The organism is Acidovorax sp. 93, from assembly GCF_003633835.1.
Lineage (GTDB): Bacteria > Pseudomonadota > Gammaproteobacteria > Burkholderiales > Burkholderiaceae_C > Acidovorax > Acidovorax facilis.
In genome coordinates this window covers 3934855-3959494 of sequence record NZ_RBIT01000001.1, presented here as the reverse complement: position 1 = coordinate 3959494, position 24640 = coordinate 3934855, and the positions used below count along the sequence as shown (strand labels likewise).

General features: G+C 64.8%; 20 protein-coding genes and 1 tRNA gene. 13 read left to right on the top strand and 8 right to left on the bottom strand.

Annotation, left to right across the window (positions count from 1 at the left end):
* Positions 1 to 7: 7 nt before the first annotated feature.
* The 8 genes from rpoC (at position 8) to C8C93_RS17930 (ending at position 11743) form a co-directional block, all read left to right on the top strand.
* Positions 8 to 4243, top strand: a complete 4236-nt coding sequence (rpoC, locus tag C8C93_RS17965; RefSeq protein WP_055398513.1) for a DNA-directed RNA polymerase subunit beta' — start codon at positions 8 to 10, stop codon at positions 4241 to 4243.
* A 156-nt stretch (positions 4244 to 4399) separates the two neighbouring features.
* On the top strand, positions 4400 to 4984 hold the full coding sequence (locus tag C8C93_RS17960) for a LemA family protein (RefSeq protein ID WP_121507807.1): 585 nt from the start codon (positions 4400 to 4402) through the stop codon (positions 4982 to 4984).
* Between the two features lie 190 nt (positions 4985 to 5174).
* Positions 5175 to 6485: a 16S rRNA (cytosine(967)-C(5))-methyltransferase RsmB gene (gene rsmB / locus C8C93_RS17955; RefSeq protein WP_121507806.1), complete on the top strand. Its 1311-nt coding sequence runs from the start codon at positions 5175 to 5177 to the stop codon at positions 6483 to 6485.
* A 61-nt stretch (positions 6486 to 6546) separates the two neighbouring features.
* Complete coding sequence (locus C8C93_RS17950) at positions 6547 to 7104, top strand: DUF4390 domain-containing protein (RefSeq protein WP_055398521.1); 558 nt, start codon at positions 6547 to 6549, stop codon at positions 7102 to 7104.
* Entirely contained in the window at positions 7101 to 9398 is a 2298-nt protein-coding gene (locus tag C8C93_RS17945; RefSeq protein ID WP_121507805.1) for an ATP-binding protein, read from the top strand. Before C8C93_RS17950 ends, C8C93_RS17945 begins: the two co-directional genes overlap by 4 nt.
* Positions 9399 to 9437: 39 nt before the next feature.
* The gene (locus C8C93_RS17940; protein ID WP_121422031.1) at positions 9438 to 10121 is read left to right on the top strand and encodes a response regulator; all 684 of its coding nucleotides are present in this window, start codon (positions 9438 to 9440) and stop codon (positions 10119 to 10121) included.
* Positions 10122 to 10187: 66 nt separating this feature from the next.
* A tRNA-Phe gene (locus C8C93_RS17935) sits at positions 10188 to 10263 on the top strand.
* A 223-nt stretch (positions 10264 to 10486) separates the two neighbouring features.
* Complete coding sequence (locus C8C93_RS17930) at positions 10487 to 11743, top strand: Hsp70 family protein (RefSeq protein WP_121507804.1); 1257 nt, start codon at positions 10487 to 10489, stop codon at positions 11741 to 11743.
* A 131-nt stretch (positions 11744 to 11874) separates the two neighbouring features.
* On the opposite strand, the gene rsmI is transcribed toward C8C93_RS17930, so the two are convergent.
* Positions 11875 to 12834 carry a 16S rRNA (cytidine(1402)-2'-O)-methyltransferase gene (rsmI, locus tag C8C93_RS17925; protein ID WP_121507803.1) on the bottom strand — a complete coding sequence of 320 codons (960 nt, stop codon included), beginning with the start codon at positions 12832 to 12834 and terminating at the stop codon, positions 11875 to 11877.
* Between rsmI and C8C93_RS17920 the strand changes: the two genes are divergently transcribed.
* The 3 genes from C8C93_RS17920 (at position 12834) to C8C93_RS17910 (ending at position 14618) form a co-directional block, all read left to right on the top strand.
* On the top strand, positions 12834 to 13244 hold the full coding sequence (locus tag C8C93_RS17920) for a YraN family protein (RefSeq protein WP_121507802.1): 411 nt from the start codon (positions 12834 to 12836) through the stop codon (positions 13242 to 13244). The two genes, rsmI and C8C93_RS17920, sit on opposite strands and share 1 nt — an antisense overlap.
* Positions 13245 to 13344: 100 nt before the next feature.
* Positions 13345 to 13947, top strand: coding sequence for an SIS domain-containing protein (locus C8C93_RS17915; RefSeq protein WP_121507801.1), 603 nt, complete (start codon positions 13345 to 13347; stop codon positions 13945 to 13947).
* Positions 13944 to 14618 (top strand): BON domain-containing protein, encoded by a 675-nt coding sequence (locus C8C93_RS17910; protein WP_233559493.1) that lies wholly within the window; start codon positions 13944 to 13946, stop codon positions 14616 to 14618. Before C8C93_RS17915 ends, C8C93_RS17910 begins: the two co-directional genes overlap by 4 nt.
* A gap of 223 nt (positions 14619 to 14841) precedes the next feature.
* Here the strand turns inward: C8C93_RS17910 and C8C93_RS17900 are convergent, their stop codons facing one another.
* From C8C93_RS17900 to C8C93_RS17885, 4 genes are all read right to left on the bottom strand, one after another.
* Positions 14842 to 15756: an NAD(P)-dependent oxidoreductase gene (locus C8C93_RS17900; protein ID WP_121507800.1), complete on the bottom strand. Its 915-nt coding sequence runs from the start codon at positions 15754 to 15756 to the stop codon at positions 14842 to 14844.
* Between the two features lie 167 nt (positions 15757 to 15923).
* Positions 15924 to 17060, bottom strand: coding sequence for a PilT/PilU family type 4a pilus ATPase (locus tag C8C93_RS17895; protein WP_055398402.1), 1137 nt, complete (start codon positions 17058 to 17060; stop codon positions 15924 to 15926).
* A gap of 61 nt (positions 17061 to 17121) precedes the next feature.
* On the bottom strand, positions 17122 to 17757 hold the full coding sequence (locus C8C93_RS17890) for a Crp/Fnr family transcriptional regulator (protein ID WP_055398403.1): 636 nt from the start codon (positions 17755 to 17757) through the stop codon (positions 17122 to 17124).
* A 67-nt stretch (positions 17758 to 17824) separates the two neighbouring features.
* Positions 17825 to 18868, bottom strand: coding sequence for a type IV pilus twitching motility protein PilT (locus C8C93_RS17885; protein WP_055398404.1), 1044 nt, complete (start codon positions 18866 to 18868; stop codon positions 17825 to 17827).
* 37 nt (positions 18869 to 18905) lie between these two features.
* Here C8C93_RS17885 and C8C93_RS17880 point away from each other — a divergent pair, with 37 nt between their 5' ends.
* Positions 18906 to 19625 (top strand): YggS family pyridoxal phosphate-dependent enzyme, encoded by a 720-nt coding sequence (locus C8C93_RS17880; RefSeq protein WP_121507799.1) that lies wholly within the window; start codon positions 18906 to 18908, stop codon positions 19623 to 19625.
* A gap of 6 nt (positions 19626 to 19631) precedes the next feature.
* On the opposite strand, the gene ltaE is transcribed toward C8C93_RS17880, so the two are convergent.
* The 3 genes from ltaE to C8C93_RS17865 form a co-directional block, all read right to left on the bottom strand.
* Positions 19632 to 20702: a low-specificity L-threonine aldolase gene (gene ltaE, locus C8C93_RS17875; RefSeq protein WP_108498068.1), complete on the bottom strand. Its 1071-nt coding sequence runs from the start codon at positions 20700 to 20702 to the stop codon at positions 19632 to 19634.
* A 188-nt stretch (positions 20703 to 20890) separates the two neighbouring features.
* Complete coding sequence (locus C8C93_RS17870; RefSeq protein ID WP_121507798.1) at positions 20891 to 22138, bottom strand: branched-chain amino acid ABC transporter substrate-binding protein; 1248 nt, start codon at positions 22136 to 22138, stop codon at positions 20891 to 20893.
* A gap of 58 nt (positions 22139 to 22196) precedes the next feature.
* Positions 22197 to 22847, bottom strand: a complete 651-nt coding sequence (locus C8C93_RS17865; RefSeq protein ID WP_121507797.1) for a TetR/AcrR family transcriptional regulator — start codon at positions 22845 to 22847, stop codon at positions 22197 to 22199.
* A gap of 155 nt (positions 22848 to 23002) precedes the next feature.
* Between C8C93_RS17865 and C8C93_RS17860 the strand changes: the two genes are divergently transcribed.
* Entirely contained in the window at positions 23003 to 24613 is a 1611-nt protein-coding gene (locus C8C93_RS17860) for an AMP-binding protein (protein ID WP_121507796.1), read from the top strand.
* Positions 24614 to 24640: the final 27 nt, after the last annotated feature.

Sequence of the window (24640 nt, the reverse complement as noted above, 5' to 3'; positions counted from 1 at the left end):
AGTCACTATGAAATCGCTACTCGACCTGTTCAAGCAATTCACGCCGGACGAGCATTTCGATGCCATCCGCATCGGCATGGCTTCGCCCGAAAAGATCCGTTCGTGGTCTTTCGGCGAAGTGAAGAAGCCAGAAACCATCAACTACCGCACGTTCAAGCCCGAGCGCGACGGCCTGTTTTGCGCCAAGATTTTTGGTCCCATCAAGGACTACGAATGCCTGTGCGGCAAGTACAAGCGCCTCAAGCACCGTGGTGTGATCTGCGAGAAGTGCGGCGTTGAAGTCACGCAGACCAAGGTGCGCCGCGAGCGCATGGGCCACATCGACCTGGCCGCGCCCTGCGCCCACATCTGGTTCCTGAAGTCGCTGCCATCGCGTCTGGGCCTGGTGCTGGACATGACGCTGCGCGACATTGAGCGCGTGCTGTACTTTGAAGCCTATGTGGTGACCGACCCCGGCATGACGCCGCTGAAGAAGTTCAGCATCATGTCCGAGGACGACTACGACGCCAAGCGCAAGGAATACGGCGACGAATTCATCGCCAAGATGGGCGCTGAGGGTATCAAGGACCTGCTGGAATCCATCGACATCGACATGTCGATTGAGCGCCTGCGTGGCGACCTGACCGGCTCTGAAGTCAAGGTCAAGAAGAACGCCAAGCGCCTGAAGGTGCTGGAAGCGTTCAAGAAGTCGGGCATCAAGCCCGAGTGGATGGTGCTCGAAGTGCTGCCCGTGCTGCCACCGGACCTGCGTCCGCTGGTGCCGCTGGACGGCGGCCGCTTTGCGACCTCCGACCTGAACGACCTGTACCGCCGCGTTATCAACCGCAACTCGCGTCTGCGCCGCCTGCTGGAGCTGAAGGCCCCTGAAATCATCGCCCGCAACGAAAAGCGGATGCTGCAGGAAGCTGTTGACTCGCTGCTGGACAATGGCCGCCGTGGCAAGGCCATGACGGGCGCCAACAAGCGTGCTCTGAAGTCGCTGGCCGACATGATCAAGGGCAAGTCGGGTCGTTTCCGCCAGAACTTGCTGGGCAAGCGCGTGGACTACTCCGGTCGTTCCGTGATTACCGTGGGCCCAACGCTCAAGCTGCACCAGTGCGGCCTGCCCAAGCTGATGGCGCTGGAACTGTTCAAGCCTTTCATCTTCTCGCGCCTCGAAGCCATGGGCATCGCGACGACGATCAAGGCCGCCAAGAAGGAAGTCGAATCCGGCACCCCCGTGGTGTGGGACATCCTGGAAGAGGTGATCAAAGAGCACCCTGTGATGCTGAACCGTGCACCTACGCTGCACCGTTTGGGTATCCAGGCCTTTGAGCCCATCCTGATCGAAGGCAAGGCCATCCAGCTGCACCCCCTCGTTTGCGCGGCTTTCAACGCCGACTTCGACGGTGACCAGATGGCTGTCCACGTCCCGCTGTCGGTGGAAGCGCAGATGGAAGCCCGCACGCTGATGCTGGCCTCCAACAACGTGCTGTTCCCCGCATCGGGCGAACCCTCCATCGTTCCTTCGCAGGACGTGGTGCTGGGCCTGTACTACGCCACCCGCGATCGCATCAACGGCAAGGGCGAAGGCTTGGTGTTTGCCGATACCGGTGAAGTGCAACGTGCTCTGGACGCCGGCGAGGTCGAACTGGCCGCCAAGATCACGGTGCGCATGACCGAGTGGACCAAGAACAAGGAAACGGGCGAATTCGTTCCGTCCACCTCGCTCGTGGAAACCACGGCCGGCCGTGCGCTGCTGTCCGAGATTCTTCCCAAGGGCCTGCCGTTCTCCAACATGAACAAGGCGCTCAAGAAGAAGGAAATCTCGCGCCTGATCAACGTCTCGTTCCGCAAGTGCGGTCTGAAGGAAACGGTCGTGTTCGCCGACAAGCTGCTGCAAAACGGCTTCCGTCTGGCCACGCGCGCCGGCATCTCGATCGCCATTGATGACATGCTGGTGCCGCCACAAAAGGCCGGCATCATCGAGCGCTCCGAGAAGGAAGTGAAGGAGATCGAACAGCAGTATGTGTCCGGTCTGGTCACCTCTGGCGAGCGCTACAACAAGGTGGTGGACATCTGGGGCAAGGCCGGCGACGAAGTGTCCAAGGTGATGATGGCCCAGCTGTCCAAACAGAAGGTCATGGACCGCCACGGCAAGGAAGTGGACCAGGAGTCCTTCAACTCCATCTACATGATGGCCGACTCTGGCGCTCGCGGTTCTGCAGCCCAGATTCGTCAGGTGGCCGGTATGCGGGGTCTGATGGCCAAGCCAGACGGCTCGATCATCGAAACGCCTATCACTGCGAACTTCCGCGAAGGTCTGAACGTGCTGGAGTACTTCATCTCCACCCACGGTGCCCGTAAGGGTCTGGCCGACACGGCGCTGAAGACCGCCAACTCGGGTTACCTGACCCGCCGTCTGGTGGACGTGACGCAGGATCTGGTGGTGACCGAAGAAGATTGCGGCACTTCCAATGGTTCGCTGATGCGCGCCATCGTCGAAGGCGGTGAAGTGATCGAATCGCTGCGCGACCGTATCCTGGGCCGCACGGCGGCTGAAGACGTGCTGCACCCCGAGAACCGCTCGGTGCTGGTCTCAGCGGGTGTCATGCTCGACGAAGACCTCATCGAAGAACTCGAAGCGGCTGGCGTGGACGAAGTGAAGGTTCGCACGGCACTGACCTGCGAAACCCGCTACGGCCTGTGCGCCAAGTGCTATGGCCGCGACTTGGGCCGTGGCGGCCTGATCAACCTCGGCGAAGCCGTGGGTGTGATTGCTGCCCAGTCCATCGGTGAACCCGGCACGCAGCTGACCATGCGCACGTTCCACATCGGTGGTGCCGCATCGCGCGCTGCCATCGCATCGAGCGTGGAAGCCAAGTCCAACGGCGTGATCGGCTTCAACGCCACGATGCGCTACGTGAGCAACACCAAGGGTGAGCTGGTGGTGATTGCGCGTTCGGGTGAAATCATCATCCACGACGAGCATGGCCGCGAGCGCGAACGCCACAAGGTGCCTTACGGTGCAACGCTGACGGTCAAGGCCGACCAGACCATCAAGGCTGGCACCATCCTCGCCAACTGGGATCCGCTGACGCGCCCCATCATCACCGAGTTCGCCGGTCAGACCAAGTTCGAGAACGTCGAAGAAGGTCTCACGGTGGCCAAGCAGGTCGACGAAGTGACCGGCCTGTCCACGCTGGTGGTGATCGATCCGAAGCGCCGTGGCGCTGCCAAGGTCGTGCGTCCGCAGGTGAAGCTGATCGACGCCCAGGGCAATGAAGTGAAGATCCCTGGCACCGACCACTCGGTGACCATCGGCTTCCAGGTCGGCGCTCTGATCCAGGTGCGCGACGGCCAGGATGTGGGCCCCGGTGAAGTGCTGGCCCGTATCCCGGTCGAAGGTCAGAAGACCCGCGACATTACCGGCGGTCTGCCCCGTGTGGCCGAGCTGTTTGAAGCCCGTACGCCGAAGGACAAGGGAACGCTGGCCGAGATGACCGGTACCGTGTCGTTCGGCAAGGAAACCAAGGGCAAGGTCCGCCTGCAGATCACCGACCCTGAAGGCCATGTGTTCGAAGAACTCGTGCCCAAGGAAAAGAACATCCTGGTTCACGAAGGCCAGGTGGTGAACAAGGGCGAATCGATTGTGGACGGCCCGGCCGACCCACAAGACATCTTGCGTTTGCTGGGTATCGAAGAGCTGTCACGCTACATCGTTGATGAAGTGCAGGATGTGTACCGCTTGCAGGGTGTGAAGATCAACGACAAGCACATCGAGGTGATCGTTCGCCAGATGCTGCGCCGCGTCGTGGTCGAGAACGTTGGCGAGTCCAACTACATCGCCGGTGAACAGATCGAGCGTTCCGAGATCCTCAACACCAACGATGCGTTGCAGGCCGAAGGCAAGATCCCCGCGACCTACAGCAACCTGCTGCTGGGTATCACCAAGGCTTCGCTGTCGACCGACTCGTTCATCTCGGCCGCTTCCTTCCAGGAAACGACCCGCGTGCTCACCGAGGCTGCCATCATGGGCAAGCGCGACGAGCTGCGTGGCCTGAAGGAAAACGTGATCGTGGGTCGCCTGATCCCGGCCGGTACCGGCATGGCCTACCACCAGGCACGCAAGGCCAAGGACGCCATGGACGACGCTGAGCGCCGTGCCATTGCCGAAGCCGAAGCCGCCGAGATGGAAGCCCAGGGTGAAGCAACGGAAGTCGAGGGCAGCACCTCCACCGCGACCGACGCAGCCGCTGACTAAGCCTTCGGGCCGCCTCTGAAAAGCTCCCGTCCTGTCCCTGGCAGGCCGGGAGCTTTTTTCTGGAACCCGCACTTCGATCTTTCGTAGTCTTCGCCTTTCTCCCTCATTTCCTTATCGGGCCGTAACGCGTGGTGCACGCGAGGACGGCAACTGTGCATGTGGTCATCGCCCCTTTTCTGGATTGTTTTTGCCATTGCCGCTTTTTGGGCGCTGGGCGCCTACAACCGCCTGATGCGGCTGCGCTCGGCCGTTGTGCAGGCGTTTGGCAGCTTTGACGCTCACATGGTGCGCCAGCTGTCTTTGATGGGTGAGTATGGTGCGGCGCAAGCGGTACAGCAGGTCCCCTTGGCAGGTGGCACGGAGCCAGAGATGGCGGCACTGCAAGGCGCCACCACCCAGTTGAGCGCATCCTTGGCCATGGCGCGGGCGCGTCCCTTGCAGCCAGACGCGGTGGCCGCCTTGGCGGCAGCGCGCGAGGTGCTCCATGCGTCCTGGCAGAAGGCCACACACAACAGTGGGCAAGCGACCCGGGCGCAGACGTCTGTGGCTACCGCCGCTGCGGACGCGCCGCCCGCGTCTCCGTCGCTGTGGCAGGTTCGGTGGGACGAGCATGTTCTGCAGAACGACCAGGCGATGCGTGTTTTCAACGAAGCGGTGTTGCACTACAACGCTGCCATTGCCCAGTTTCCAGCCAACCTGCTGGCCTGGGTGTTCGGATTCAAGGCCGCCCGCGGGCTGTAGAAAGGTTGCCAGGACCACAATGAACCCACCCGCACCACGACAACAACCCCCACGCCCTGCGTCCCGCCCCGGGCCTAACAAGCGAGCCGACAGAGCCAACAACGCGCCAGCCCGTGACCGGACGCTTTCCGGCCCGGGCGGTGCCAGTCGCCCGGGGGCGGGCGGTCAGCCCGTAGCGCTATGGCAACAGTTGGAGGCTGTGGCCAGTGCCTTGCAGGCCATTCGCACAGGGCAGTCGGGCACCGCAGCACTGGCGGCGGTAGACACAGCTCTGCGCCCTGGGGTGCAGTCTCTCCTGTTCCAGGTGCTGCGCCAGGCCGGACGGGCCGAGGCGTTGCGCCGCCAGATGGTTGCACGCACGCCTCCACCGGCTGCGGATGCGCTGTTGTGTACGGCGCTGGCGCTGTGCTGGAACCCTGAGGAGTCGCCGTACGAGCCGTTCACCTTGGTGAACCAGGTGGTGGAAGCGGCCAAACGCAGCGCGTCCACGCGTGCGCAGGCTTCATTCCTTAACGGTTGCTTGCGCCGCTTTCTGCGCGAACGCGAAGCGCTGGTTGCCCGCACCGATGGCGATCCGCTGGCCCGTTGGAACCATCCGGTGTGGTGGGTCGAGCGCCTGCGCAAGGACCATCCCCAGCACTGGGAGCAGATTCTGCAGGCCAACAATGCCCACGCACCGATGACGCTGCGGGTCAATACACAAAAAAGCACTCTAGCGCTTTACCAGAAAGCGCTGGAAGCTATCAATTTAGAAGCAATTCCGTCTGGGAGTGTAGGGCTGGTATTGCAGCACCCCGTGCCCGTGCAATCGCTGCCGGGGTTTGAAGAGGGCTGGGTCTCGGTGCAGGATGCCGCAGCCCAGATGGCTGCGCCCCTGTTGCTTGAAGGTCTAGACCTCACCCGGCCTGTGCGGGTGCTTGACGCCTGTGCGGCGCCCGGGGGTAAAACCGCCCACCTTCTGGAGTGGGCGGGCGCTGGTGCGCCGATACAGGTCACTGCGCTGGAGATCGATGCCACCCGCAGCGCGCGCATTGGTGAGACCTTGCAGCGCCTGGGGCTGCGCGCCCAGGTGGTGGTGGCCGATGCGGCGCGTCCGCAAGACTGGTGGCAGCAGCATTGCGATGGTGCGCAGTTCGATGCCATCTTGCTGGATGCGCCCTGCACGGCCTCGGGCATCGTGCGCCGCCATCCGGATGTGCGCTGGCTGCGCCGCGAGAGCGATATTGCGCAGCTTGCAGGCCTGCAGGCCCGGTTGCTCAAGACCCTGTGGCCGCTGTTGCGCCCTGGCGGACGGCTGCTGTATTGCACGTGTTCCGTGTTCCGTGCCGAAGGCGACGACCAGGTGCAAACGTTTCTTGCACACAACACCGATGCGCAATTGCTGCCGTCGCCGGGTCATTTAATCCCCGCCAACGGGGACAAGCCCGGAGCTGTCCCGGACAATCGGTCGGGTGACCACGACGGATTTTTTTACGCACTGTTGCAAAAATCGCCGCAATGAGTTCCGTGGGGCTCGTTGGGTGGCGATCTGTGCGCTCTTTCTCTGGGTGGCATGGGCCGCAATGGTGCAGTCGGCCATCGCCGGCCAGCCGGTGGACCCCGAGGTGGGCGAACTTCGGCTCGACCGTGCCGAGGATGGCCTCTACCTCAGCGCCACACTGCAATTTGTGCTGCCGGAGCTTGCCGAGGATGCGCTGTACAAGGGCATTCCCATGTTCTTCGTGGCGGAGGCCCAGGTTTTGCGAGACCGCTGGTACTGGTCTGACCGCCAAGTGGCTGAAACCACCCGCTATCTGCGGCTAAGTTACCAGCCGTTGACGCGACGTTGGCGTCTGAACATCTCCCCGGTACCTTTCACCAACAGTGGCCTGGGTGTGGTTTTGGGGCAGAATTTTGACAGTTATGCCGATGCGTTGTCGGCCATTCAGCGCATTTCGCGATGGAAGATCGCAGAACGCGATGTCATTGAGTCAGACGCCGTCCATACGGTCAATTTCCGGTTCCGGCTTGACATGTCGCAGTTGCCCCGACCCTTCCAGATCGGTGCCGTGGGGCGCTCCGGCTGGAATCTCCTGGTATCCCGCAGCCAACGCCTGGCTGCAGAGACCGTCGCCAAGTGAGCCCTCCAGAGTCTTCTCAGACGGGAGCTTCCGCGTCGGCCCATGCCGCCGCACGCCAGTCGCGCGCCGTGCGCTGGGCTGTGGGGGTTGGGGCCGCCATCATGTCGGCTATCGGCATGGTGCTGTTGTTCCTGCTCACCCTGGCCACCAACAACCGCGCGCTGTACGAGCGCAACTACGCCTGGCTTTTTGGCGTGAACGTTTTGGTGGCCGTGCTGCTGCTGGCCGTGCTTGTGTGGGTGGCGGTGCGCCTGGGCATGCGCTTGCGCAAAGGGCGCTTTGGCAGTCGACTGCTGGTCAAGCTTGCGGCCATCTTTGCGCTGGTGGGGCTGATGCCGGGGCTGCTGATCTATGTGGTGTCCTACCAGTTTGTCACGCGGTCCATTGAGAGCTGGTTCGATGTGAAAGTGGAGGGCGCTCTTTCAGCGGGGGTGAACCTGGCCCGTGTGTCGCTGGATTCGCTGGCCGCCGACATGGCCTCAAAAGCGCGCAATGCCAGTGCCCAAGTGGCGCAGGTGCCTGATGCCGCGGCTGGTCTGGTGCTGGAGCGCATCCGCGACCAGCTGGGAGCCACCGATGTCGTGCTCTGGAATGCTGCGGGCCAGGCGGTAGCCAGTGCAGGCCAATCGCGCTTTAGCCTGAACCCCGACCGGCCCGGCGTGGCGTTGCTGCGCACCGTGCGGCAGCAGCGCGCCACCGCGCAGATCGAGGGCCTGGACGATATTTCGGACCCTGCCGCGGCACAGAATGCGCGCGTGAAAGTGCTGGCGCTGGTCAGCAGCCCCAGCGTCGGCTTGCTCGTGGAGCCCCGATACCTGCAGGCCACATTGCCCCTGCCGCCTGCGCTGGTGGCCAACGCCATCGCCGTGCAGGAGGCCAACCGCGAATACCAGGAGCGAGCCTTGGCCCGCGGGGGGCTGCGGCGCATGTATGTGGGCACGCTCACGCTGAGCCTGTTCCTGGCTGTCTTTGGCGCCGTGTTGCTGGCGGTATTGCTGGGCAACCAGCTGGCCCGCCCGCTGCTGGTGCTGGCCGAGGGGGTGCGCGAGGTGGCGGCTGGGAATCTCAGCCCCAAGGCTGCATTGCAGGGCAAGGATGAGCTGGGTGGACTCACACGCTCTTTTGCACTGATGACCCAACAGTTGTCCGACGCCCGCCATGCCGTGGAGCAGAGCATGGGCGAAGTCGATGCCGCACGCGCCAACCTGCAGACCATCCTGGACAACCTCACGGCGGGGGTGATCGTGCTGGATGCCCAAGGTTTGATCCGATCGTCCAATCCGGGGGCCACCCGCATCCTGCGGGCACCGATGGCGGCCTATGAGGGGCGACCCCTGTCGGAAGTGCCCGGGCTCGCCGAGTTTGCGGCGTCGGTGCAAGGGCACTTCGACGCTTTCCTGGGCGACCACGAACGCCATGGACTGGACCACTGGCAGCAGCCTTTTGAGCTGCATGCGTCTTCTGGCGGCGTCGGGCAACACGCTACCAGCCTCGTCGCGCGGGGGGCGGAACTGCCCGATTCGGCCAGACTGTTGGTTTTTGACGACATTTCGGAAATTGTTTCCGCCCAGCGCGCGCAGGCTTGGGGTGAGGTGGCGCGGCGCCTGGCGCACGAAATCAAGAACCCGCTCACGCCCATCCAGCTGTCTGCGGAGCGGCTGGAAATGAAGCTCTCTGGCAAGCTGCCCGGCCCTGAACAGGCCATCCTCGCCAAGTCCGTCAAGACCATCGTGGACCAGGTCGATGCGATGAAGCGGCTGGTCAACGAATTCCGCGATTACGCACGCTTGCCTGCTGCAGAACTCCATGCACTGGACCTCAATGCCCTGGTGGCCGACGTGCTCCATCTCTACGGCGAAGAGAACGCCGCCGTGCGCGTAGAAGCCGAGCTGGACCCGCGCTGCCCCTCTATCGCAGGCGATGCGCAGCAGCTGCGGCAGGTTGTGCACAACCTGCTGCAAAACGCGCAAGACGCCACCGAGCAGGCGCGCGCTGGAACCTCGGAGCCCGTGCCCCCGGTACGCATCAGCACGCGCTGGAGTGAGTCCTCGCGCCGCGTGCGGCTCACGGTATCCGACAGTGGTGGGGGCTTTCCTGCGCACATCCTGCAGCGTGCCTTCGAGCCCTACGTCACCACCAAGCCCCGGGGCACCGGCTTGGGTCTGGCCGTGGTCAAAAAGATTGCCGATGAGCACGGTGCGCGCATTGACTTGTCGAATCGGACCGAAGATGGCGTAGTGCGGGGGGCCCAAGTGTCGTTATCATTCGCCCCTGAACCAGCGGTGGCGTCATAACAACACCGCCCCGCAGTACCCCAAGGCGCTTCAACACACATGGCAAACATTCTGGTGGTCGACGATGAGCTCGGCATTCGTGATCTGCTGTCGGAAATCCTGAACGACGAAGGTCACAGCGTAGACCTCGCAGAAAACGCCACCCAGGCGCGCACGGCCCGGGCAGGCAACACCTACGACCTCGTGCTGCTCGACATCTGGATGCCGGACACCGACGGGGTTTCGTTGCTCAAGGAATGGGCCACAGCGGGCGTACTGACCATGCCCGTGATCATGATGAGTGGCCACGCCACCATCGACACCGCCGTAGAGGCCACCCGGATCGGCGCCTTCTCGTTTCTTGAAAAACCCATCACCCTGCAAAAGCTGCTCAAGGCGGTGGAGCAGGGCCTGGCACGCAACGCTGCCCACCAGTCCGCCCCGGTGGCTGCGGCCCCAGCGCCCGTCCATACCCCGGCCGACCCCACGTTTTCGCAACTGCCTGCTGTGTCGGCCATCATGGCTGGCGTCGAGGCTGGCCCGCACGCGCACCAAGGGTTTGACCTGGACCGCCCCCTGCGCGAAGCGCGCGATGGGTTTGAAAAAGCCTATTTCGAATTCCACCTGGCCCGCGAAGGCGGTTCCATGACGCGCGTGGCCGAAAAGACGGGCCTTGAGCGCACGCACCTTTATCGCAAGCTGCGCCAGCTAGGGGTCGATCTCGGCCGGGGCAAACGCGGGTAGGCTTGCAAGAAATTATTGGCGGTTTCGCCTAAACGGCCTTTTTTTCTGGTTATAATTTGAGGCTCAGGCCCGGTAGCTCAGTCGGTAGAGCAGAGGATTGAAAATCCTTGTGTCGGTGGTTCGATTCCGCCCCAGGCCACCAAATAAAAGCCCTTGATTTTTGCTAATCAAGGGCTTTTTCCATTCTGCATGCGGTGTCCACGGCGCTGGGTCGTGCCTCGGAGGGGCTTTGCACGGGTCTCCTGTCGCGCCACCAAGCTGCCCAGAGCATTCTTCTCGCCGCAGCACCGCATCCGATGTTTGCGTTCACCGAGGCTGTGGCCGGTGTGCGTTGAACACTTCCTCATCGCTTCGACACTTCACCCATGCCCCTCCTGAAGGACACCACCCTTGGTATCGACTTTGGCACTTCCAACTCCGCGATGGCCGTGCGCCAGGAGGCGGGGTTGGCGCGGATGATTGCGCTGGAAGGGAGTGCGCACACACTGCCCACCGCACTGTTCTTCAACGCAGAGGATCACCGCACGCACTTTGGTCGCGATGCCGTGGGCCAGTATCTGGCAGGCACCGAGGGGCGCCTGATGCGGTCGCTCAAGAGCCTGCTCGGCAGTGCGCTGCTGCAGGACAAGACGGCGGTGCACAACAAGATGGTGAGCTACCAGGACATCATCAGCCTCTTCTTGCGCATGCTGGTGCAAAAGGCGCGCGATGAGCTGGGCGGCATGCCTGCCCGGGTGGTGATGGGGCGGCCGGTGCATTTTGTGGATGGGGATGCCGACCGCGATCAGCAGGCGGAAGATGCGTTGCGCCAGGCTGCGCTGGATGCGGGGTTTGCCGAGGTGTCGTTCCAGCTGGAGCCGATTGCCGCCGCGCTGGACTACGAACAGCGTATCGCGCAGGAGTCCCTGGTGCTGGTGGTGGACATTGGGGGCGGTACCTCGGACTTCACGGTGGTGCGGCTGGGGCCGGAGCGCATGGCGCGCGCCGAGCGCGGCAGCGATGTGCTGGCCACCACCGGCGTCCACGTGGGTGGAACCGACTTTGACCGGCGGCTGAGCCTGGACCTGTTGATGCCCTTGCTCGGGTTTCGGCACACCGGGCCCACGGGGCGCGAGGTGCCCAGCCGGGTGTTTTTTGACCTGTCCACCTGGCATCTGATCCAGTGGCTGTACTCGCCGCGCGCGCTGCGCGATGCGCAGAACCTGCGCACCGATTATTCCGATGCACGGCTGCACGCGCGGCTCATGCGGGTGCTGCACGAGCGCCTGGGGCACCGCATGGCCAACACGGTGGAGCAGGCCAAGATTGCGGCCTCGCTGGCCGATGCCGAAGCGCCCATGCCGCTGGACTGGATCGAGGCCGGGCTCGGTGCCGCCGTGACACCGGAGGGACTGGCGCAGTCCCTGTTGCAACCCCTCGAACAGGTGGTCGCCTGCGCGCAGGAATGTGTGCAGCTGGCGGGCTTGGGTGTGCAGGGGCTGGATGCAATCTATCTCACCGGGGGCTCGTCGGCCCTGCGGCCGCTGCGGCAGGCGCTCAAAGCGGCGTTTCCCGACACTCCCCAGGTGGAAGGCGATTTGTTTGGCGGGGTGGCGGCCGGGTTGGCGGTGTCAGGGCGATAGATCCGGAGGGGGCGGCGGCACCAGGGCCGGTGGTGGATTCACTGTGGCGGAGAAATGCTATTAAAAATATAGCTATCAGCGCTTGTCCATCAAGCGCTAGGTGCCAATTTGGCCTGAAATCCGAGGTGTTATCAGCTCCCGGCGTCGCCTGCTTCGTCCTCATCTTCCCCGCTCGCGCCGCTGCGCTTCCACGCCAGGGCCGTGTCGTACAGCACATTGCGCGATGCACCCGTGATCTCGGCAGCCAGGCGCACGGCGGTTTTCAGCGGCAACTCCTGCACCAGCAGGCGCAACACCCGCAGGCTGGCGCCATCGTCGCCAGCCACCGCCACCGGGTGCAGCAGCACCACAAACTCGCCGCGCGAGCGCTGGGGTGCGCCGTCCAGCCAGGCCGTCAGCTCCCGGGCGGGCCGCGTGGTCACTTCCTCGAACTGCTTGGTCAGCTCCCGTGCCAGCGTTACCGGACGATCACCCAGCACCGCCAGGGCCTGGGCCAGCTCGTTGATGCGGTGGGGGGCTTCAAGCAGCACCACGCAGCGCGCCTCGTTGGCCAGTTGCTGCGCAATCACCGTGGCGCGTTCAGCGTTCTTGACGGGCAGGAAGCCCGCAAACACGAAGCCGCCATGTTCAGTGCTGTGGGCCACGGCACCCGCCACGCTCAGCGCCGTGGTGATGCTGCTGGCGCCCGGCAGGGGCACGGCCCGCAGACCGGCCGCCTGCACGGCGGCCACGAGCCGGGCGCCAGGGTCGCTCACACCGGGCGTGCCAGCGTCACTCACATACGCCACGCGCTGGCCCAGCTGCAACCGCTGCACCACGTTCTGCGCAGCTTCGGCCTCGTTGTGCTGGTGCACGGCCAGCAACTGCGCGGCGCCCTTGTCGATGCCGTAGGCGCGCAGCAGGGACTGGGTGTGGCGCGTGTCTTCGCAGGCCACGGTGTCGGCCATCTGCAGCACGTGCAGCGCGCGCAGGGTGATGTCGGCCAGGTTGCCGATGGGCGTGGCCACCACGTACAAGGCGCCCTCGGGATAATGCTGGGCCGCCGCTGCTTCGCGCGCGGCGGCCTGGGCTGAAGCGAAAGATGCGCTCAATGAAATTCCTTGGAAAGAGAAAACCAGCGGGGGCGGTGGCACCAGCGGCCGCAACCATCACCACCCGCGAGCGCGGAAACGCCGCGGAAGACACCGCCCTGGCCCACCTGGAAGCCGCGGGCCTGCGCCTGGTGGCACGCAATTATCGGACGCCGGGGCGTGGGGGCGGCGAGATCGACCTGGTGATGCGTGAGCGGGATGGCACGCTGGTCTTCGTCGAGGTGCGCAGCCGTGCGGGCAACGCCTTCGGCGGGGCGGGCGCCAGCATCAGTGCCACCAAGCAGCAGCGCATCATTTTTGCCGCCCGGCACTACCTGCTGCGCTTGCCATCACCGCCGCCCTGCCGCTTTGACGTGGTGCTGGTCGAAGCTTCGGTGCAGTGGCTCAAGGCGGCCTTTGATGCGCAGTGACCCCATCCGTTCCCTGTCCCCCATTCGGGCTCCAAAGCAATGCCGGTGACTACGGTTTGCTACAAAAGCTGTAACACGCGGCGGGTATCATCGGGCCCTCATGCTTGAGCAACGCATCCAACAGCATTTCATCGACAGCGCCGACCTGAAGTACCAAGCCGCGCAGGTTCTGAGCCACCCCATCGCCGCCGCCGTTCAGGCCGTGCTGGCCTGTGTGACCAGCGGCGGCAAGGTGCTGGCCTGCGGCAACGGCCCCTCGGCCGCCGAGGCACAGCAGTTCGCCGCCTTCTGCGTGGCGGGTTTCGAGCGCGATCGGCCCGAGCTCGCGGCGCTGGCCCTCACTGGCGACAGCACCCTTCTCACCGCAGCCGCTGGCGGCCCCTACGATGCCGCGCAGCAGTTCGCCCGCCAGGTGCGGGCGCTGGGCCAGGCGGGCGACGTGCTGCTGGTCCTGTCCGTCACCGGCAACGATGCCAACCTCCTGGCCGCTGCCGAAGCCGCCCACGAGCGCGACATGACCGTGGTGGTGCTGACCGGCCGCACCGGCGGCAAGCTGGCTGCGCTGCTGCGCGAAACCGATGTATTGATCAGCGTGCCCCATGACCGCGCGGCGCGCGTGCGAGAAGTCCATGCCCTGGTGCTGCATTGCCTGAGCGACGGCGTGGACGCCCAGTTACTTGGTGAACAGGAGATTCCGCTATGAAGCAACAAACAACCATGAAGCGTACCCAGCGCACGGTGTGCACCGTGCTGGCCGCAGCCGCCCTCGCTGCAGGCCTGTCGGCCTGCGCGCCGCTGATCGTCGGGGGCGCTGTGGTGGGTGGTGTGATGGCCGTGGACCGCCGCACGGCAGGCACCCAGATCGAGGATGAAGGCATCGAACTGCGCGCGGCCAACCGCATCCGCGAAACGTTTGGCGACCGCGTCCATGTGAACGTGACGAGCTACAACCGCCAGGCCCTGCTGACGGGCGAAGTCCCCAACGCGCAGGAGCGCCAGGCCGTCGAGCAATTGGTGTCGCAGGTGGAGAACGTGCGCTCGGTGGTGAACGACCTGACCATCACCACCTTCTCCAGCACCCTGAGCCAGCGTTCCAACGACACCTTCATCACCGGCAAGGTCCGCGCCAGCCTGGTGGACGCGCAGGACATCTCGGCCAATTCCTTCAAGGTGGTGACCGAGCGCAACGTTGTCTATCTGATGGGCCGTGTGTCGCAGCGCGAAGCCAACCGGGCCACCGAGATTGCGCGCGGGGTGAGCGGCGTGGGCAAGGTGGTGCGTGTGTTCGAGATCGTCTCGGAAGAAGAACTGCGCCGCATCGCTCCGCAGCCTGCACCCGTCACCACGGATGACACCAAGCCCTCTGGGGGCTGAAGGCCGTTTAGCAGGCTTGGCGGCCAGCACAGCCAACCACCCGTGCAGCAAAAATCCCGGCCCGCATCCTGCGGCCCGGGATTTTTTCTTGGGGATTTTGCCCCGCGCGCTGCGGCGTGAAACCGGCGCTGCACAAGCCAGCGCGCCCGTGGAACCGGCTTTGCCGGGCCACCGGGTGCGTCCCCCCTCAGGGGGGAAGGCGCGAAGCGACTCAGGGGGGAGCCTATTTCAACCGCTGGATGAGGGACGATGTATCCCAGCGGTTGCCCCCCATTTTCTGCACATCGGCATAAAACTGGTCCACCAGGGCCGTCACCGGCACGCGTGAACCGTTGCGCTTGGCCTCATCGAGCACCAGGCCCAGGTCCTTGCGCATCCAGTCCACGGCAAAGCCAAAGTCGAACTTGCCGTCCACCATGGTCTTGCCACGGTTGTCCATCTGCCAGCTTTGGGCGGCGCCTTTGCCGATCACGTCGAGGACCTGTTTCATGTCCAGCCCCGCGTTCTGGCCAAAGGCCACGGCCTCGGACAGGGCCTGCACCAGCCCGGCAATACAGATCTGGTTGACCATCTTGGCCAGCTGGCCCGAGCCACTGGCACCCAGCAGCGTGAAGGCACGCGAGAACGCCATGGCCACGGGTTGGGCTGCCTCGAAGGCTGCGGCATCGCCGCCGCACATTACGGTGAGCAGGCCGTTCTGCGCGCCAGCCTGGCCGCCCGACACGGGGGCATCCACAAACTGCAGGCCCAACGCCTGGGCGGCTGCGTACTGCTCGCGCGCCACCTCGGCCGATGCCGTGGTGTGGTCCACAAAAATCGCACCCGGCTTCATGCCCGCAAAGGCGCCGTCCGCGCCCAGCGTCACAGAGCGCAGGTCATCGTCGTTGCCCACGCAGCAGAACACGATGTCCGCGCCCGCGGCGGCTTCGCGCGGCGTTGCAGCATGTTTTGGCGCCTTGGCGCTTGCATACTCTGCGCACCAAGCTATTGATTTAGTAGCGGTCCGGTTGTAAACCGTCACCTCATGCCCGGCCAGTGCAAGGTGTCCGGCCATCGGGTAGCCCATCACACCCAAGCCCAGAAAGGCGACCTTGCGGGAAGGGGTGGCGTCGTAGTTGCGGGGGTTGGTGCTTGGCATGAAAATGGTTCTTGTGAGAAAAGGCCGCCATGTCGACGGCGTTTGAAACTGGCGCGGCCTGGGCCAGCGGACGCCGTGGAACTGGCTTTGCCAGGCCACTGGCGTCGTCCCCCTTCCCGCGCGCCGCGCGAGAGAAGGGGGAAGCGGCGCAGCCGCTCAGGGGGTTGTCACACGATCGCGAAATGCTCGGTACCCGAGGCCAGGTCTGGCGACTTGGCGCGCTGGCTGTTGAGCTTGATCTGCAGGCGCAGGTCGTTGAGCGAGTCGGCGTTGCGCAGCGCGTCTTCGTAGCTGATCACGTTGGCCTCGTACAGGTCGAACAGCGCCTGGTCAAAGGTCTGCATGCCCAGGTTGCGGCTCTTTTTCATGATCTCCTTGATCTCGGAGACATCGCCCTTGAAGATCAGGTCGGAGATCAGCGGCGTGTTCAGCATGATCTCCACCGCAGCCGCACGGCCCTTGCCGTCCTGCTTGGGGATCAGGCGCTGCGAGACCATGGCGCGCAGGTTCAGTGACAAATCCATCAGCAGCTGCGCGCGGCGCTCTTCAGGGAAGAAGTTGATGATGCGGTCCAGCGCCTGGTTGGCGCTGTTGGCGTGCAGCGTGGCCAGGCACAGGTGGCCGGTTTCGGCAAAGGCCACGGCATGTTCCATGGTCTCGCGGTCGCGGATTTCGCCCATCAGGATCACGTCGGGCGCCTGGCGCAGCGTGTTCTTGAGGGCCGCTTCCCAGCTGTCGGTATCCAGCCCCACTTCGCGCTGCGTGACCACGCAGTTCTTGTGTGGGTGCACGAATTCCACCGGGTCTTCCACCGTGATGATGTGGCCGAACGAGTTCTCGTTGCGCCAGTCCACCATGGCGGCCAGCGTGGTCGATTTGCCCGAGCCCGTGGCACCCACCAGGATGCACAGGCCGCGCTTGGTCATTGTCACTTCCTTGAGTACCTGCGGCACGCCCAGGCCGTCGATGGTGGGCAGCGTGAGCGGAATCGTCCGCATCACCATGCCCACATGCCCCTGCTGGATGAAGGCGTTGACGCGAAAGCGGCCGATGCCGGAGGGCGAGATCGCGAAGTTGCACTCCTTGGTGCGCTCGAAGTCGGCCACTTGCTTGTCGCTCATGATGGCGCGCGCCAGCGTGAGCGTATGGTTGGGGGAGAGCGGCTGGGGCGACACCTTGGTCACCTTGCCATCCACCTTGATGGCGGGTGGAAAGTCTGCGGTGATGAACAAGTCGCTGCCGTTGCGGCCCACCATCAACTTGAGCAGGTCATTGATGAATTTACTGGCCTGATCGCGTTCCATCAGAAGTTCTCCCGGGGCTGTTCGTCGGCTGGACGATCATTGATCTTGTCGTGGCGCATCATTACTTGTGGTTGTCGCTCAGGCGCGCACTCACCACACGCAGGCGCAGCGACAGCTTGCGGGCCAGCAGTGCAATCAGGCTGGCTGCAAGCTGCGGGTCCTTGGTCATCATGTCGTCCATGGCTTCGGCGCTCAGCACGGCGATCTCGCAGTCGGTGAGCGTAGTGCAGGCCGAAAAGCGGATGCCGCTGTCGAGCAGCGACATCTCGCCCAGGATGTCACCGGGCCGCGTCTCGGCCAGGCGCAATTGCTCGCCCCAGGGCTGCACACGGTCCACGGCGATAGTGCCCGTGAGCAGCACCACCATGAAATTGCCGTACTCGTCCTGGCGGATCACATCGCGGTTGGACGGGATGGCCGCAAATTCGAAGAAGCGCTCCATGCGCTCCACGGCGTCCTTGTCCAGGTGCGCCATGTATTTGTCTTTGGCCCACAGACCTTGCAGCAGCTTGCCGCCTCGGCTGGTGGGCAGGCGTTTGGCGCCTACTTCCACGGCACGTGCCTCCCAGGGCACCAGCATCGAATCGTCTACGCCCTGGCCTGCAAAGGCCGTGGAGAACAGCACGGAATCCGTGTGGTCTTCCGCAGGCTTGCCGCCCCGGGTTTTCATTTTCAGAAGGCTCAGAATGCCTTTCATATCGGGCTCCGGTATGCGGCGCCTGCGGGGGCCGCAAAGTCGTTCATGGGTGTGTGCTGCGGGGGGCTCAGCCAGGGAAGTTCTCGGGGATCTTGGCCTTGCTGCGGGCCTCGGCCGGGCTGATGATGTTGCGGCGCACGAGGTCGGTGAGGTTCTGGTCCAGCGTCTGCATGCCCACGCTGTTGCTGGTCTGGATGGTGGAGTACATCTGCGCCACCTTGGCCTCGCGAATCAGGTTGCGGATGGCGCTGGTGCCCAGCATGATCTCGTGCGCGGCCACGCGGCCCGAGCCGTCCTTGGTTTTGCACAGTGTCTGCGAGATCACCGCCTGCAGCGATTCGGACAACATCGCACGCACCATTTCCTTTTCTTCGGCCGGGAACACGTCGATGATCCGGTCAATCGTCTTGGCAGCGCTGGAGGTGTGCAGCGTGCCAAACACCAAGTGGCCCGTTTCCGCCGCCGTCATGGCCAGGCGGATGGTTTCGAGGTCGCGCATTTCACCCACCAGAATGGCGTCCGGGTCTTCGCGCAGTGCGGACTTCAGCGCGGCCGCGAACGACAGCGTCATCGGCCCCACTTCGCGCTGGTTGATCAGGCACTTCTTGGATTCGTGCACGAACTCGATCGGGTCTTCCACCGTGAGGATGTGGCCGTATTCGGTTTCGTTGAGGTAGTTGACCATGGCGGCCAGCGTGGTGGATTTGCCCGAGCCCGTGGGCCCGGTCACCAGCACCAGGCCGCGCGGCTTGAGGGCCAGGTCGCCGAAGATCTTGGGCGCGTTGAGCTGCTCCAGCGTCAGGATCTTGCTTGGAATGGTCCGGAACACCGCGGCGGCGCCCCGGTTCTGGTTGAAGGCGTTGACGCGAAAACGTGCCAGGCCTTCGATTTCAAACGAGAAGTCGACTTCCAGAAACTCTTCATACGTCTTGCGCTGGGCGTCGCTCATGATGTCGTACACCATGGCATGCACCGTCTTGTGGTCCAGCGCATCGACGTTGATGCGCCGCACATCGCCGTGGACCCGGATCATGGGCGGCAGGCCTGCGGAGAGGTGCAGGTCGGAGGCCTTGTTCTTGACGCTGAACGCGAGCAGTTGGGTAATGTCCACGGAATCCCTCTATCGTTTGGTACGCTTGCCAAACATTATGACCACGATTGCTAACAACCTCCAACAGGTTCTGGGCAGGATGGCGCAGGCGTGCAAAGCCGCCGGGCGCGATCCGGCCAGCGTTTCCTTGCTGGCCGTTTCCAAGACCTTTGGCGCCGATGCGGTGCTGGAGGCCGTGGCCGCCGGCCAGCGCGACTTCGGCGAAAACTACATCCAGGAAGGCGTGGACAAGATTGCAGCTGTGCACGCAGCCTTGCCCGGTGCAGCTTTGCAGTGGCACTGTATTGGCCCCATTCAGAGCAACAAGACCCGCCTGGTGGCCGAGCACTTTGACTGGGTGCATACGGTGGACCGGCTCAAGATCGCCGAGCGCCTGTCGGCCCAGCGGCCCGATCACCTGCCGCCGCTGCAGGTATGTATCCAGGTCAACATCGACGGTGGGCCCACCAAGTCGGGCGTGGCCCCGGCCGAGGCCCTGGACCTGGTGCGGGCTGTCGCAAAACTGCCACGGCTGGTGGTGCGGGGGCTCATGAGCATTCCGGACCATGCTCCTGAGTTTGAAGCGCAAATGGCAATCCACACTAGCGCCAGAAGGCTATTTGACGAGATATCGGCAGTAGGAGAGCCAGGCCTGGGGCAGTTTGACACCCTGTCCCTGGGCATGACGGCCGACCTGGAGGCCGCCATTCAGGCAGGCAGCACGCTGGTGCGCGTGGGCACCGGCGTGTTTGGTGGACGGACCTACCCCGCCGCCTGAGCGGGCTCAGCCCGGCAGCGTGAAGCGCGCCACGCAGTCCAGCGCCGCTGTCACATCCGCCTCGCTCACATCCAGGTGCGTCACCCAGCGCAGCCGGGTGGCGCCGCCATACAGGCTGCTGGTGACGCGCACGCCGTGCTGCGCCAGCCAGGCGGTGAAGGCCGGGGCCACCTCTGCGTGCAGGTCGGTGAAGAGGATGTTGGTCTGCCAGGGCAGCACGGTGAGCTTGCCCTGCAGCACGGGGTGGCTGCGGTTGGCTTCAGCCAGCCCTTGCGCCAGCCGGTCCAGGCGGGCGTGGTCTTCCGCCAGGCGCCGCACATGGTGCTGCAGCGCGTAGTGGCCGGCAGCCGCCAGGACACCCGCCTGCCGCATGCCACCGCCCAGGATCTTGCGGGTGCGGCGCGCCTGCCGGATGAAGTCGCGCGAGCCCAGCACCAGCGAGCCCACAGGCGCGCCCAGGCCCTTGCTCAGGCACAGCGATGCTGAATCAAAGTGGCTGCACAGCGCGCGCGCTTCTGCATACACATCGGTGCCGTTGCGCGCGGCATTGGCCGTGGCGGCGTTGAACATGCGTGCGCCGTCCAGGTGCATCGCCAACCCCCGGCTGCGCGCCAGTTGGGCCACCTCGGCGATGTAAGCGGGCGGCAGCACCTGGCCGCCGGTCGTGTTCTCCAGCACCACCAGGCGGGTGCGCGCAAAGTGCGGGTCGTCCGGTTTGATGGCTGCCGCGATGTCGGCCACGCGCAGCGTGCCGTCGGGCTGCGTCTCCACCGGCTGGGGCTGGATGGAGCCCAGCACGGCCATGCCACCCGCCTCCCAGCGGTAGGTGTGCCAGCTCTGGCCCACGATGGCTTCGTCGCCGCGCTGGCAGTGGCCCCACAGCGCGATCAGGTTGGTCTGCGTGCCCGAGGGGGCGAACAGCGCGGCCTCAAAACCCAGCAGCTCGGCGGCATGGTCCTGCAGTGCGTTCACCGAGGGGTCATCGGCAAACACATCGTCGCCAAGCGGGGCCTTGAACATGGCCTCGCGCATGGCGGGCGTGGGCTGGGTGACGGTGTCGCTGCGAAAGTCGGGCATGGGCGCGGTCCTGGTGGGTCGGGTCAACGAATGACCGGCCATGTTAGTCGTGTTGGCTCCCACAGCGGCCGTAAGGCTCTCGGCTGGCGAAATGGGCGCTGCCGAGGCCAGGGACGGCGAGCAAGGGCCGCCCCGCAGCGAGGGCGTCGTCCCCCTGAGGGGGAAGGCGCCGAAGGCGACTCAGGGGGCTACGGTCTGGCCATCTTGCACTCGGTGCCTTGGGCTATTTCATTGCCGGTGTAGGCCGCATCGGTGCGAAAGCCATAGTTCGTGCCTTCCCAGCCCACCTTCACGGCCTTGCCGTCCACCGGCGCGATGGTGTTGACCACCTGGGGCAGCAGCAGCTGGTGGTCTTCGCCGCGCATGCGCACGGGGCCCACCACCGAGTCAATCGTCAGGTCTTCCAGCGCGCGGGCCACCTTCACCGGGTCGGTGGACTGGGCCTTGTTGATGGCGGCGGCGAGGAAGCGCGGCGTCATCTCGATGCGCGGCGCGAGAAAGTCCTTGCCCGTCTTGGCCTTGTAGGCCCTGGCCAGCGCATCCACCTTGGGGGTGTCGGCCTGGCCGGGGTGCCATTCGGCCACCCAGGTCAACTGGCCCTGCTTGGCCTGCGACACCGCCAGCACCGTGCCGGGGATGGAGCCCGCGCTGTGGTTGAAGTAGCGCAGGTTGTAGCCCGCGTCACCCGCCGCCTTGAGCAGCAGCGTCATGTCCTGCCCCCAGTTGCCGGTGATGACCGAGTCGGCCTCCGTGCTCTTGACCTTGGCGAGGTAGGGCGCAAAGTCCTTCACGCGGCCGATGGGGTGCAGCGCCTCGCCCACAAACTGGATGTCGGGCCGCGCCAGGCCCACCATCTCGCGGCCATAGTGCGCCCACTGCTTGCCGTGCGCGTAGTCCTGGTTCAGCAGGTAGACCTTCTTGATGTCCGGCTGCTTCTTGATGTAGTTGGCAATCGCCTTCATCTTCATGGCCGTGTTGGCCTCGAACTGGAAGTGCCAGAAGTTGCACGCCTTGCCCGTCAGCTCGGGGTCGATGGAGGAGTGGTTCAGCACCAGGATCTCCTTGCCCGGGTTGCGCTGGTTGTGGCGCGCTGCCGCCTGCACCAGCGCCGTGACCACCGATGAGCCCGAGCCGCCCGTCACGATGGCCTTGGCTCCCTGGTCAATGGCGGCCTGCAGCGCGCTCTGGCTCTCTTGCGCCGAGAGCTTGCTGTCGAACTGCAGCAGCTGCAGCTTGGTGCCCTTGAGCACGCCGCCCTTGGCGTTGATGTCCTCGATGGCGTACTGCGTGTGGGTGAGCATCAGCTCACCCACGTTGGCGAACGGGCCCGACAGCGGGTCGATGTAGGCGACCTTGAAGGTCTCCTGCGCGCTGGCGGCCGTGCCGATGAGTAGTGCCGCCGCAGCGGCCAGGGGGGTGAGGAACACTGTTTTCATGGGTTTTGTCTCCGGTGGTTGTTGTGCTTGGGATGGGGGCGCAGCGCAGCCGCGCGCGTCATGCAGGGTTGCGCTTGCGGGTGCGCCGCAGCCCCAGCACGCGCCAGGCCAGCTGCGCCAGCTCCTGCGCCACCTCGTCTTGCGACAGGCGGCCGTCAGGGCGGTACCAGTTGTAGAGAAAGCCGGGCAGGCTGCAGGCGGCCAGGGCGGTGATCTTGGTGTCGTTGAACTCGAACATGCCGTCGTCGCGGCCCTGTTCGAGCAGCGCGCACAGCCGGTCGTAGAAGTGGTTCGCCAGATCCTTCTGCGCCGCCAGGTACTCGGGCCGGTACACCTGCGGCTCGCGGTAGGGGAAGAAGGCTGACGGGTGGTGCTCCAGCGTGGCGCGGATCAGCCGCTCGATGCCTTCGGTCACCTTCACATGCGCGGGGCGGTCGTCGCCCGCCGCAAAGTCCATGGCCGTGAAGCAGGCCACGGCAGGTGCCCACGACAGCGTCTCGAAGATCTCCTGCTTGTTGCGAAAGTAGTAGTACACAAAGGGCTTGGTCACGCCCAGCTGCTGCACGATCTGCTCGATGGTGGTGTTGGCGTAGCCCTGCGCATCGAACAGTGCCTCGGCCGCGCGCAGGATCCGCTCGCGCTTCTCGTCCGACCCGGCCGTGGCGGCCTTCTGGCGGCCGCTGGCCTGCACGGGGGGCTGCTGGTTCATCGGTGTCCTTTGTGCGACGTTGAAGTTATACCCATGGGTAGCATTGTTCTACCGAGCGGTATATATTGGCAAGACGCTGGCGGGTGAGGGCGCTCAGAGAAAACCCTGAGTGGCCGCCAAGAACCAGCGATTCCAGACACCTCGGAGACAACGCCATGCCTTCTGCCGCACCGCAGCTGCCGCTGCACGAACACCTGCGCCGCCACGCGCGCGAAACGCCCGACCGCATCGCCTACCTCTGGTACGGTCAGCCCCTCACGTGGGCGCAGCTTGATGCGGCCAGTGATGCATTTGCTGCGCGCCTGCAGGCGCTGGGTGTGGCCAAGGGCGAGCCCGTGGCGCTGTTCATGAACAACTGCCCGCAGTACGTGATGGCGCACTACGGCATCCAGAAGATCGGCGCCATCGTCTGTCCTTGCGGGCCGCTGAACAAGGAGCACGAGCTGGAATACCAGCTCACCGACCTGCAGGCGCGCGTGATCGTCGCGGCCGATGTGCTGCTGCCCGTGGTGGACAAGGTGCGCGCCAAGACCGCGCTGCAGCAGGTGTTTGTGGTGCGCTATGCCGAGCTGCTGCCCGAGGGCACGCCCAGCATCGACGTACCCGCCGAGCTGCTGGCCATGCGCGCCGCCATGGTGCCGGTGCCTGCGGGCTGCGAAGACTTCCTGGCCGCCACCCGCACCGGTGCGCGGCCTGCGCCCGTGGCCTTGTCGATGGATGACATCTCGCTCATGACCTACACCTCGGGCACCACCGGGTTGCCGAAGGGCGCGATGCTGAGCTACGGCAATGCCACGTTCAAGACCGCAGCCTCGGCTGACTGCAACGGCATGACACCGCACGAAACGCTGCTGGCGGTGGCGCCGCTGTACCACATCGCCGGCATGGTGATGGGCGTGAACCTGCCGGTCTACACCGGCGCCACGGCCGTGCTGCTGTACCGTTTTGACCCGCTGGGCGTGGCCCAGGCGCTGGAGCGCCATCGCGTGACCTGGTGGTACAGCATCGCGCCCATGAATGGCGCGCTCATGCAGGTGCCCGGCGCACGCGAGATGGACTGGAGCGCGCTGCGCCGCAACCCGGTCACCAGCTTTGGCATCACCTTCACCGAGGCGCTGGCCCAGCAGTGGCAGCAGTTCGCGCCGAACTGCATCTCCCACGAGGCGGCCTACGGGCTGTCCGAAACGCACACCGTGGACACCGCCATGCCGGTGGACGCCATCCGCTGGGGCACTCAGGGCAAGCCCGTGTCGGGCAACACCATCCGCATCGTCGACCCCGACACTGGCGCGCCGCTGCCCACCGGCGAGGTGGGCGAGATCACCATCCACGGCCCCGGCAACTTCAAGGGCTACAGGAACAAGCCCGAGGCAACGGCCAAGACGCTGCGGGATGGCTGGGTCTACACCGGCGACATGGGCAAGATCGATGCGGACGGCTATGTCACCTTCATCGGCCGTTTCAAGGAAATGATCAAGGTGTCGGGCTACAGCGTGTTCCCCGAAGAGGTCGAGACCCTGCTCATCAAGCACCCCGCCGTGGCCCAGGCCGCCGTGATTGGCGTGCCCGATGCGGAAAAGGGCGAAGTGGTGCGCGCCTTCATCGTCAAGAAGCCCGGCCAGGAGGTGGACGCCGCTGGCCTGGTGGCCTGGTGCCGCGAGAACATGGCGCCCTACAAAGCCCCGCGCGAGGTGCGCTTCATCGACGCACTGCCCGCCACGGGCGCGGGCAAGGTGCTGCGCCGCCTGCTTCGGGATATTGCTTGATTGAATGAGAAATTGGCTGCTGGCGCC

Bases quoted from the DNA above. Each gene is read 5' to 3' on its own strand.
- C8C93_RS17860 (WP_121507796.1), top strand. From the start codon at position 23,003: ATGCCTTCTGCCGCACCGCAGCTGCCGCTGCACGAACACCTGCGCCGC.
- C8C93_RS17930 (WP_121507804.1), top strand. From the start codon at position 10,487: ATGCCCCTCCTGAAGGACACCACCCTTGGTATCGACTTTGGCACTTCC.
- C8C93_RS17960 (WP_121507807.1), top strand. From the start codon at position 4,400: ATGTGGTCATCGCCCCTTTTCTGGATTGTTTTTGCCATTGCCGCTTTT.
- C8C93_RS17940 (WP_121422031.1), top strand. From the start codon at position 9,438: ATGGCAAACATTCTGGTGGTCGACGATGAGCTCGGCATTCGTGATCTG.
- C8C93_RS17900 (WP_121507800.1), bottom strand. From the start codon at position 15,756: ATGCCAAGCACCAACCCCCGCAACTACGACGCCACCCCTTCCCGCAAG.
- C8C93_RS17920 (WP_121507802.1), top strand. From the start codon at position 12,834: ATGAAATTCCTTGGAAAGAGAAAACCAGCGGGGGCGGTGGCACCAGCG.
- C8C93_RS17910 (WP_233559493.1), top strand. From the start codon at position 13,944: ATGAAGCAACAAACAACCATGAAGCGTACCCAGCGCACGGTGTGCACC.
- C8C93_RS17950 (WP_055398521.1), top strand. From the start codon at position 6,547: ATGGTGCAGTCGGCCATCGCCGGCCAGCCGGTGGACCCCGAGGTGGGC.
- ltaE (WP_108498068.1), bottom strand. From the start codon at position 20,702: ATGCCCGACTTTCGCAGCGACACCGTCACCCAGCCCACGCCCGCCATG.
- C8C93_RS17865 (WP_121507797.1), bottom strand. From the start codon at position 22,847: ATGAACCAGCAGCCCCCCGTGCAGGCCAGCGGCCGCCAGAAGGCCGCC.
- C8C93_RS17890 (WP_055398403.1), bottom strand. From the start codon at position 17,757: ATGAAAGGCATTCTGAGCCTTCTGAAAATGAAAACCCGGGGCGGCAAG.
- C8C93_RS17895 (WP_055398402.1), bottom strand. From the start codon at position 17,060: ATGGAACGCGATCAGGCCAGTAAATTCATCAATGACCTGCTCAAGTTG.
- C8C93_RS17915 (WP_121507801.1), top strand. From the start codon at position 13,345: ATGCTTGAGCAACGCATCCAACAGCATTTCATCGACAGCGCCGACCTG.
- C8C93_RS17870 (WP_121507798.1), bottom strand. From the start codon at position 22,138: ATGAAAACAGTGTTCCTCACCCCCCTGGCCGCTGCGGCGGCACTACTC.
- rpoC (WP_055398513.1), top strand. From the start codon at position 8: ATGAAATCGCTACTCGACCTGTTCAAGCAATTCACGCCGGACGAGCAT.
- C8C93_RS17880 (WP_121507799.1), top strand. From the start codon at position 18,906: ATGACCACGATTGCTAACAACCTCCAACAGGTTCTGGGCAGGATGGCG.